Source organism: Glycomyces sp. L485 (assembly GCF_022548875.1).
In the GTDB taxonomy this organism is placed as follows: Bacteria; Actinomycetota; Actinomycetes; order Mycobacteriales; family Micromonosporaceae; genus Glycomyces.
On the sequence record NZ_JAKZEW010000075.1, the window covers coordinates 457 to 8,419 of the forward strand.

General features: G+C 66.6%; 10 protein-coding genes. All 10 read left to right on the forward strand.

The genetic code is table 11. The features are described from left to right. Nucleotides 1-361 precede the first annotated feature (361 nt). Complete coding sequence (locus tag L0U85_RS19950) at nt 362-1,855, forward strand: RICIN domain-containing protein (RefSeq protein WP_241379526.1); 1,494 nt, start codon at nt 362-364, stop codon at nt 1,853-1,855. A gap of 213 nt (nt 1,856-2,068) precedes the next feature. After that, on the forward strand, nt 2,069-2,704 hold the full coding sequence (rpsE, locus tag L0U85_RS19955) for a 30S ribosomal protein S5 (protein WP_347177491.1): 636 nt from the start codon (nt 2,069-2,071) through the stop codon (nt 2,702-2,704). 16 nt (nt 2,705-2,720) lie between these two features. Further along, on the forward strand, nt 2,721-2,903 hold the full coding sequence (gene rpmD, locus L0U85_RS19960) for a 50S ribosomal protein L30 (protein ID WP_241379527.1): 183 nt from the start codon (nt 2,721-2,723) through the stop codon (nt 2,901-2,903). 2 nt (nt 2,904-2,905) lie between these two features. Further along, nucleotides 2,906-3,379, forward strand: a complete 474-nt coding sequence (gene rplO / locus L0U85_RS19965; RefSeq protein WP_277606102.1) for a 50S ribosomal protein L15 — start codon at nt 2,906-2,908, stop codon at nt 3,377-3,379. Nucleotides 3,380-3,630: 251 nt separating this feature from the next. Next, nucleotides 3,631-4,971, forward strand: coding sequence for a preprotein translocase subunit SecY (secY, locus tag L0U85_RS19970; RefSeq protein WP_241379528.1), 1,341 nt, complete (start codon nt 3,631-3,633; stop codon nt 4,969-4,971). 18 nt (nt 4,972-4,989) lie between these two features. Next, nucleotides 4,990-5,631, forward strand: coding sequence for an adenylate kinase (locus L0U85_RS19975; RefSeq protein WP_241379529.1), 642 nt, complete (start codon nt 4,990-4,992; stop codon nt 5,629-5,631). A 4-nt stretch (nt 5,632-5,635) separates the two neighbouring features. After that, the gene (map, locus tag L0U85_RS19980; protein ID WP_241379530.1) at nt 5,636-6,475 is read left to right on the forward strand and encodes a type I methionyl aminopeptidase; all 840 of its coding nucleotides are present in this window, start codon (nt 5,636-5,638) and stop codon (nt 6,473-6,475) included. A gap of 22 nt (nt 6,476-6,497) precedes the next feature. Further along, nucleotides 6,498-6,950, forward strand: a complete 453-nt coding sequence (locus tag L0U85_RS19985) for a DUF1707 domain-containing protein (RefSeq protein ID WP_241379531.1) — start codon at nt 6,498-6,500, stop codon at nt 6,948-6,950. Nucleotides 6,951-6,993: 43 nt separating this feature from the next. Then, complete coding sequence (locus tag L0U85_RS19990; RefSeq protein ID WP_241379532.1) at nt 6,994-7,407, forward strand: DUF1707 domain-containing protein; 414 nt, start codon at nt 6,994-6,996, stop codon at nt 7,405-7,407. A gap of 28 nt (nt 7,408-7,435) precedes the next feature. Continuing rightward, a complete protein-coding gene (locus L0U85_RS19995) occupies nt 7,436-7,915 on the forward strand; it encodes a DUF1707 domain-containing protein (protein ID WP_241379533.1) in 480 nt (159 codons plus the stop codon). Nucleotides 7,916-7,963: the final 48 nt, after the last annotated feature.

Below are 7,963 nucleotides of genomic sequence, written 5' to 3' on the forward strand. Positions count from 1 at the left end.
ACGCCCGGAGACTGAGCCCGCCCATCCACTCACGCCTTCGTCGCTGCCGCCCTTGGCGCAGATCGACCATCCACACACCAGCATCCCGCCAACCGCCCAAGGGCCATTTCCGGGCTCCCCACGCCTTCCAGCCCCCAGCCCAAGCCATCCAAGCCGGGCAGCGTCTCGTTCGGTGGCCGGAGTCGGTTGCCATAGCCGCCTGTAGGGCAATTCGGGCGCAAAGCGGTGAAGGCTCGCGCCCTGAGTGGGCGGAGCCGACGCAATGAAGTTCTTCAAACCGTTGGAGGAAGAGTGTTTACAGCCGTTGGTTCCCGTGGGAATATCGACATTGTTCGATCAAATTCCCCAGAAGGAGACGTCGATGTCACCAGCCAGGAGATCGAAGAACCGCGCGCTCGCCCTCGCGAGCGCGGCCGGGATAGCCATCGCCGCGGGCACCTCCGCAGCGGCGGCACAGGCCCAGGGCCCGACACCCCAGGACGCCGCAATATTCGACAACGGATCCCAGATCACCACCACCGACGGCACCCTCATGCACGCCCACGGCGGCGGCATCCTCGAGGTCGACGACACTTACTACATGGTCGGCGAGAACCGAGTCGACGACGGATTCCTGTTCAACGCCGTATCCATGTACTCCTCCACCGACCTGGTCAACTGGACGCACGCGAACGACATCCTCACCAGGAACTCCGATCCAGACCTCGACCCGGCCAACATCGAACGGCCGAAGGTCGTGTACAACGCCGAGCACGACCACTACGTCATGTGGGCCCACAAGGAGAACGGCTCGGACTACATCGACGCCGAAGTGGCCGTGGCCGTCTCCGACACCGTCGACGGCGACTACGTCTACCAGGGCGCATTCCGTCCCCTCGGCCACGAGTCGCGCGACCAGACCGTCTACGTCGACGACGACGGCACCGGCTACCTCATCTCCGCCGCCCGGTCGAACTACGACCTGCACATCTACCGGCTCACCGACGACTTCCTCGGCATAGACGAACTGGTCCACGTCTTCGAGGGCGACCACCGCGAGGCACCGGCCGTCTTCGAGCGGGACGGCGTCCACTTCCTGGTCACCTCCGGCGCCTCCGGCTGGAACGCCAACCAGCAGCAGTACGCCACCACCGAGAACTTCCCCGAAGGCCCCTGGTCCGACTGGCAGAACGTCGGCGACTCCACCACCTTCGGCTCCCAGACCACCTACGTCGCCGAGATCAGCGGCAGCGCCGGAACCGACTACATGCACATGGGCGACCGCTGGGGACCCCAGTGGGGCGGCACGCCCAACGACAGCCAGTACGTGTGGCTCCCGCTCGAATTCCCCACCCCCACCAGCGTCACCATGGACTGGTATGCGCAGCTGAGCATCGACACCGCCGCCGGCACCGTCGAAGGACTCCCCGGAGGCGACGACGGGAGCCCGTGGGGCACCACGTTCGTCAACGAAGGCTCCGGCAGGTGCCTGGACGTCCCCGGAGGCACCGCAGACAACGGCACCGTGCTCCACCAGTGGGGTTGCTGGGGCGGGGAGCCGCAGGCGTTCAGCTTCGACCCGGTCTACCCGGGCTCCGAGGTCGGCTCCATCGCCAACACCGCCACCGGCAAGTGCGTAGACGTGTTCGACCAGTCGACCGAGGTCGGCGCGCCGGTCGGCCAGTGGGGCTGCTGGAACGGCTCCAATCAGCGGTTCAAGCTCGACCCGGTCGGTGACGTGTACCAGGTCGTCGCCATGCACAGCGGCCTGTGCCTCCAGATCGAGGGCCCCCTGTACGCAGACGGGGTCGCCATCGTCCAAGGCGAGTGCGACGGCGCCCCGCACCAGCTCTGGTCGATACCCGGCAAGCCGTAGCCTTCTCCGCCGAACCGCCGCCGGTGGCAGCACCGGCGGCGGTTCGCTGTGTCCGCTGCCTCACATCGACCCCGGTGTTGGGCTCACTAGGCCTGAGCAGGCATAATCGAGAAGTTGCGCTCAGGCGCGGCGATCCACCGGGCCCGAGAGGCCCGGACATTCGAAGCGAGTCGGCTCCAGGGCCGGCGTTTAGCAGTGAAAGGAATCAGTCTCGTGGCTGATCAACAGCAACAAGGCGGCAGGGACGGCGGTGACCGCGGCGGACGTGGCGGTCGCGGCGGTCGCGGCGGCCGTGACGGACGCGGCCGCGACCGTGCGGAGAAGTCCCCGCACATCGAGCGCGTCGTCACCATCAACCGTGTAGCCAAGGTCGTCAAGGGCGGCCGCCGCTTCGCGTTCACCGCTCTCGTCGTCGTCGGCGACGGTGAAGGCAAGGTCGGCGTCGGCTACGGCAAGGCCAAGGAAGTCCCCGCGGCGATCGCCAAGGGCGTCGAAGAGGCCAAGAAGGCCTTCTTCGAGGTCCCGCGCATCGGCGGGACCATCCCGCACGAGGTCATGGGCTCCGACGCCGCCGGCCAGGTGCTGCTCAAGCCCGCCTCCGCCGGTACCGGCGTCATCGCGGGCGGCCCGGTCCGCGCCGTCCTCGAGTGCGCCGGCGTCCACGACATCCTGTCCAAGTCGCTCGGCTCCTCGAACGCGATCAACATCGTCCACGCGACGGTGGCCGCGCTCAAGCAGCTCGAAAGCCCGGAGGCCGTCGCGGCCCGCCGCGGCATGCCGCTGGAGGACATCGCTCCTCACGGCCTGCTGCGCGCCCGCGCCGAGGCCGCCCAGGCCGCGCAGGCGTAAGGGGGATCGAGAACTCATGGCACGTTTGAAGATCACCCAGGTCAAGTCCGTCATCGGCACCAAGCCGAAGCAGCGGGCGACCATGCAGACCCTCGGTCTGCGGAAGATCCGCCAGTCGGTCATCAAGGACGACCGTCCGGAATTCCGCGGCATGGTCCACAGCGTCCGTCACCTGGTCGAAGTCGAGGAGGTCGAGTAGTCATGGCGATCCGCATTCATGACCTGCAGCCGGCTCCCGGCGCGAAGAAGGCCCGGACCCGCGTCGGTCGCGGTGAGGGCTCGAAGGGCAAGACCGCCGGCCGCGGCACCAAGGGCACCAAGGCCCGCAAGAACGTCAAGGCCGGCTTCGAGGGCGGCCAGATGCCGCTCCAGGTGCGTCTGCCGAAGCTCAAGGGCTTCAAGCCGCACAACAAGGCCGTCTACCAGGTGGTGAACCTCGACCGTCTCGTCGAGCTCTTCCCCGACGGCGGCGAGGTCGGACCGGAGCAGCTCATCGAGGCAGGTGTGCTCAACAAGAAGGAGCACATCAAGGTCCTCGGTTCCGGCGAGGTCGAAGGCGTCAAGTTCGCCCTGAAGGCCCACGCCTTCTCCGCCTCGGCCACCACCAAGGTCACCGCCGCCGGCGGCACGACCACCGTGGTGGACAAGAAGACAGGCGAAGCGATCGGCGAATAGCCGACGAGCGGCCGAACAACTGATCGGTGGAACGGGCCGGAGGGAACTCCGGCCCGTTTCGTCATGGTGAATGCCGAATACTCTGCGTCTGGAAGCGCCTGCTAGGCTCCCGTAGCGAGGACCACCGTCTACCTCGGCGTGTGGACGCCTCGCTTGGAACATAAACACGCCCACTGGTTACCACGTCAGGCCCCGTATCCAGCGGCCCTGCCGGGAGGCCCCTCCATGGGGCTTGTTCAGGAGGAACTGCTTTGCTCTCCGCCTTCATCAGCGCGTTCCGGACTCCGGATCTGCGCAAGAAGATCCTGTTCACCTTGATGATCATCGCGCTGTATCGTCTTGGTGCTCAGATGCCGAGCCCCGGCGTGGACTACGCCGCAGTGCAGAGCTGCCTGGATGCCGCACCTGATGATCAATCGGGCGTGTTCGGTCTGTTGAACCTGTTCACCGGCGGCGCGCTGCTGCAGCTGTCGGTGTTCGCGCTCGGCGTGATGCCCTACATCACCGCCTCCATCATCATGCAGCTGCTGACCGTCGTGATTCCGCGCCTCGAACAGCTGCGCAAAGAGGGACAGCCCGGTCAGACCAAGATCACCCAGTACACGAGGTACCTGACGCTGGGACTGGGGCTGCTCCAGGCCTCCGCCTACATCGCGCTGGCCCGCTCGGGCATCCTGTTCGGCCAGGAGTGCGCGCAGCCCATCCTCCCCGACCTGTCCACGAACAGCGAGGTGGGGACGCCGTACTGGCTCTCGGTCGTCACTGTCGTGGCCGTCATGGTCGCCGGCACCGCCATGATCATGTGGTTCGGCGAGCAGATCACCGAGCACGGCGTCGGCAACGGCATGAGCCTGATGATCTTCGCCTCGATCGCCGCGCAGATGCCCGGCCAGTTCTGGGGACTCCAGCAGTCCGAGGGCTGGTTCATGTTCTCGACCATCCTCGCCGTCGGCATCGCGATCATGGTCGCGGTCGTCTTCATCGAGCAGTCGCAGCGGCGCATCCCGGTGCAGTACGCCAAGAAGATGGTGGGGCGGCGCATGTACGGCGGCACCTCCACCTACATCCCCCTCAAGGTCAACCAGGCCGGCATCATCCCGGTCATCTTCGGCTCCTCGCTGCTGTACATCCCGACGCTGTTCCTCCAGCTCAACCAGAGCACCGACTCGTGGTGGACCAACTTCATCGACCGCTACCTGATCGACCAGGGCTCGTGGGTGTACATCCTCGTCTACACGGCGCTGATCGTCTTCTTCACGTACTTCTACGTGTCGATCACGTTCAAGGTCGACGACGTCGCCGAGAACATGAAGAAGGCAGGCGGCTTCATCCCGGGCGTACGGCCCGGCAACCCCACCGCCACCTACTTGCAGCGAGTCCTGTCACGCCTGACCTTCCCGGGCTCGATCTACCTCGCCACGATCGCTATTCTTCCCAACCTGGCCATCATCGCGTTCGGTAACGACCAGCTGTTCGCTCAGTTCCCGTTCGGCGGCACCTCGGTGCTGATCATGGTCGGAGTCGGCCTGGAGTCGGTCAAGCAGATCGAGTCCCAGCTGATGCAGCGCCACTACGAGGGCTTCCTGCGTTAAGCAGGGGGAGGAGCACACTTGCGACTGGTATTGGTTGGCCCGCCCGGGGCCGGCAAGGGAACCCAGGCGGAGATCATCGCCGCCGAACTCGGCGTCCCCAAGATCTCCACCGGCGACATCTTCCGCGCCAACGTCTCCGGCGGCACCGAGCTCGGCCTTGAGGCCAAGCGCTACATGGACGCCGGTGACCTCGTGCCAGACGAGGTCACCAACAAGATGGTCGCCGACCGACTCGCTCAGGACGACGCCCAAGGCGGCTTCCTGCTCGACGGCTACCCCCGCAACACCGAGCAGGCCGAGGTCCTCGACCGCCTTCTCGAAGGACTAGGGCACGCCCTCGACCTCGCCCTCGAACTGACCGTCGACGACGACGAGGTGGTCCGCCGCCTGTCGGGCCGGCGCGTCTCCAAGTCGACCGGCAAGGTCTACCACCTCGAATTCGACCCGCCCGAAGATCCCGACTCCGACGACCTGTACCAGCGCACCGACGACCAGCCCGAGACGATCAAGAACCGCCTCAAGGTCTACGCCGAGCAGACCGCCCCGATCGTCGGCTACTACGCAGAGCGCGGCAAGCTCGTCCGCATCGACGCGATCGGCGAAGTCGGGACCATCACCGGACGAGCCATGTCCGCTATCCGCGCCCACGCGGCGGAGTAGCCCCGTGTTCCGCCGTCGCCGCCAGAGCATCCAGTACAAGACCCCCGAGCAGATCGCCAAGATGCGCGCTGCCGGGCTCGTCGTCGCCGAGGTGCATCAGGCCATGCGCGACAACGCCAAGCCAGGCGTGTCGACGGCGGAACTCGACCGGGTCGCCGAGGAAGTCATCCGATCCTGCGGCGCCGTCCCGTCGTTCAAGGGCTACGACATCGGCTTCGGCCCCTACCCCGCCTCGATCTGCTCCTCGGTCAACGAGCAGGTCGTCCATGCCATCCCCAGCGAGAAGGCCGTGCTGGCCGAAGGCGACATGGTCTCGGTCGACGTCGGCGCGATCCTCGACGGCTGGCACGGCGACGCCGCCATCACCATCGAGATCGGCCAGGTCGCCCCCGAGCTGACCGCGCTTCGCGAAGCCTGCGAGGCGTCGATGTGGGCCGGCATCCGGGCCGCGGCGACGGCCAAGCGCCTCGGTGGGATCTCCAACGCCGTCGAGCGAGCCGTGGAGGCCGCCGGCGACTACGGGATCGTCACCGGTTTCGGCGGGCACGGCATAGGCACCGAGATGCACCAGGACCCGCACATCCTCAACTACGGGCCCGCGAACGACGGCCCGAAGCTGCGCGCGGGCATGGCGCTGGCCATCGAGCCGATGATCACGCTCGGCGCGCCGGACACGGCCGAGCTCGACGACGCGTGGACGATCGTCACCGACGACGGCTCGGTCGCCGCCCACACCGAGCACACGATCGCGCTGTGCGGCGACGGCGTGTGGGTCCTGACCGCTCCAGACGGCGGCGTGGAGCAGCTGGGCGAGCTCGCCGCGAGCGTCGCTCGCGACCAGTGACGTCCGATGCCATAATGGCCTTGTGACCGACGACCAAGGCAAGCTGCGCATCTCGAACGACGACCGGGACAGGGCCGTCGAGCAGCTGCAGCAAGCGCTCGACGAAGGCCGGATCGAGCTCGGCGAGTTCGACGAGCGAGCCAAGGCCGCTTACGAGGCGAAGACGAACGCCGAGCTGGACCTGATCTTCGACGACCTGCCCTTCGACCGGTCCGACGACAAGTCGGTCCACACGATCGATCTGACGCCCGAGGAGCGCGCCGAACGCGAGGCGGCGATCCAGGAACGCGTCCACGGCGGCCATGGGCCGCCCTCGGCGCTTCGCGCCCTGATCTTCGTCGGCTGCATCACGACCGCGATCTGGGCGATCTCGTCGGTCGCCTCAGGCGAATTGCTGTACTTCTGGCCGATCTGGCCGATCATCGGTCTCGCTGTCGCCGCATGCATGCAGTGGGGCCTTGGGCGGAGCCGCTGAACGCCGTCCTAGGACGACCGTCCTGTAATGACATACTGATGAAGTGAGTGAAGACCGAGGAAAGCTTCGGATCTCGAACGCCGATCGAAACGAAGCTGTTGCCCACCTCAGAAGAGCCCTTGACGAGGGTCGCCTGGATCTGTCCGAATTCGACGACCGTTCGCGGGCGGTCTACGAGTCGAAGACGAACGCCGAGCTCGACCTGGTGTTCGACGACCTCCCGATCGAACGGGGCAAGGAACTGCGGCCCGCCGGTGACACCGGGCAGGCCGAGTCCAAGCCCCGCGGTGTGCCCCCCTCGCTCCACGGCCTCATCTGGATCGGGCTGCCGCTCACCGCGATCTGGGCGATCTCGTCGATCTCGGCCGGTGAGTTCACCTATTACTGGCCCATCTGGCCCGTCGGCATCCTGACCGCGATCGTCCTGGCCCAGTGGCTCACCGGCGACATCGATTGAACCCCTACCCTGCGAGGAGCACTCGACCATGTCCTCTCTAGAACACTTTCGCGACCGCGGCGTGCGGATCGGCGACGCCGATCGCAACGCGCTGTCCGAGCTGCTCAGGGCCTCCGTGGACAAGGGGTACCTGACGTTGGAGGAGTACGAGGAGCGCGTCAGCACCGTCATGGAGGCGAAGACCGTCGGCGACGCCGAGGAGGTGCTGTTCGACCTGCCGGCCTACCAGGCGATCATCGAGACGCAGGAACCCGGTGCCGACCCGACCCCGCCGTGGATCAAATGGCTGTGGGCGGGGGTCTCGATCCCGATCGGCATCAACATCGGCGTCTGGGCGTTCGTGCTGGCCTTGACGGGCGGCAACACGCAGTACTTCTGGCCGATATGGGTGGTCATGCCGCTCCTGATCGTCGCCGGGGTGCTGACAGTCGCGGAGCGCAAGATCATCCGGCCCGCCGTCGACGAGAAGCGCCGCAAGGAATGCGAGCGCAGAAGATACCGGCGTTGACATCCTCCTCGCTCTAAAGGGACGAGGATTCCCGGCTTGCGGTCCGCG